We start from the raw sequence: 1,830 nt of genomic DNA on the forward strand, positions 1-1,830 counted from the left end.
CACGCGCTCGATCCCGCCATGGTTGGCCCGTGCGACATAATCGGCCATCCAGTTCTCGCCGAGCACCTGGCGCGCGATTTCCACCACGATGTAGTCGGCCTCGAGGTTCGCGTCCTCGTTGTAGCGCGACAGCCCCTGCAGGCACGACGGGCAGCTCGTCAGGATCTTCACGTCCGGGCCGTTCGCGCCCGCGGCGGCCGGCGCCGGCGCATCGCCCGCCACCACCGGAATCGCACGCAGCTTCGCCGCGCCCTTGCGGATCTCCTCTTCCTTGCGGAAGCGCACCTGCGTCGACACGTCCGGCCGCGTGACCGCCAGCGTGCCCGACTCCCCGCAGCAGCGATCGTTCTTCTCGATCCTGTAGCCGTCCTTCTCCGCGCCCATCAGCTCGTTGACGAGCTTCACCGGGTCGATCGTCTTGATCGGCGTATGGCACGGGTCGTGATACATGTAGCGCGTGCCCGTCACCCCGTCGAGCTTCATCCCCTTCTCGAGCAGGAACTCGTGGATGTCGATGATCCGGCACCCCGGGAAGATTTTGTCGAATTCATACCCCGCCAGTTGGTCGTAGCACGTGCCGCACGACACCACCACCGTCTTGATGTCCAGATAGTTCAGCGTGTTCGCGACCCGGTGGAACAGCACGCGGTTGTCCGTGACGATCTTCTCGGCCTTGTCGTACTGCCCCGAGCCGCGCTGCGGATAGCCGCAGCACAGGTAGCCCGGCGGCAGCACCGTCTGCACGCCCGCTTCCCACAGCATCGCCTGCGTGGCCAGCCCCACCTGCGAGAACAGCCGTTCGGAGCCGCAGCCCGGGAAGTAGAACACCGCTTCCGAATCGACGGTCGTCGACTTCGGGTTGCGGATGATCGGCACGATCTTGTTGTCCTCGATGTCCAGCAGCGCCCGCGCCGTCTTCTTCGGCAGGTTGCCCGGCATCTTCTTGTTCACGAAGTGGATCACCTGCTCGACCGCCGGCGGCTTGCCGGTCGTCGCCGGCGGGTGCTGCGTCTGCTTCGTCACGACCTTCTTCAGCATGTCGTTCGCGAAGCGCTGCACCTTGTAGCCCACCCCCATCATCACGCCGCGCGCGAGGTTGATCGTCTGCGGATTGGTCGCGTTCAGGAAGAACATCCCCGCCGCGTTGCCCGCGTTGAACTTCTTCTTGCCCATCTTGCGCAACAGGTTGCGCATGTTCATCGTCACGTCGCCGAAGTCGATCTTCACCGGGCACGGCGTCGCGCACTTGTGGCACACCGTGCAGTGGTCGGCCACGTCGTTGAACTCGTCCCAGTGCTTGATCGACACGCCGCGGCGCGTCTGCTCCTCGTACAGGAACGCCTCGACCAGCAGCGACGTCGCGAGGATCTTGTTGCGCGGGCTGTACAGCAGGTTCGCGCGCGGCACGTGGGTCGCGCACACCGGCTTGCACTTGCCGCAGCGCAGGCAGTCCTTCACCGAATCGGCGATCGCGCCGATGTCGGACTGCTGCATGATCAGCGACTCGTAGCCCATCAGCCCGAAGCTGGGCGTGTACGCGTTGCGCAGATCGGCGCCGTCGAGCAGCTTGCCCTTGTTGAAACGGCCGTTCGGGTCGACGCGCTGCTTGTACGCGCGGAATTCGGCGATCTCGTCGTCGGTCAGGAACTCGAGCTTCGTGATGCCGATCCCGTGTTCGCCGGAGATCACGCCGTCGAGCGAACGCGCCAGCGTCATGATGCGGGCCACCGACGCGTGCGCGTCCTGCAGCATCTCGTAGTTGTCGGAGTTGACCGGGATGTTGGTGTGGACGTTGCCGTCGCCCGCATGCATGTGCAGCGCGACGAACAC

Annotated in this window: 1 protein-coding gene; it reads right to left on the reverse strand. The window is 65.1% G+C overall.

The genetic code is table 11. The annotated features are described in order from the left end of the window. Positions 1-1,830 (reverse strand): FAD-binding oxidoreductase (locus tag J8I33_RS34695; protein ID WP_245172633.1); only part of this gene is annotated, 1,830 nt, incomplete at both ends.

The organism is Burkholderia sp. AcTa6-5 (assembly GCF_017815075.1).
Classification (GTDB): Bacteria; Pseudomonadota; Gammaproteobacteria; order Burkholderiales; family Burkholderiaceae; genus Burkholderia; species Burkholderia sola.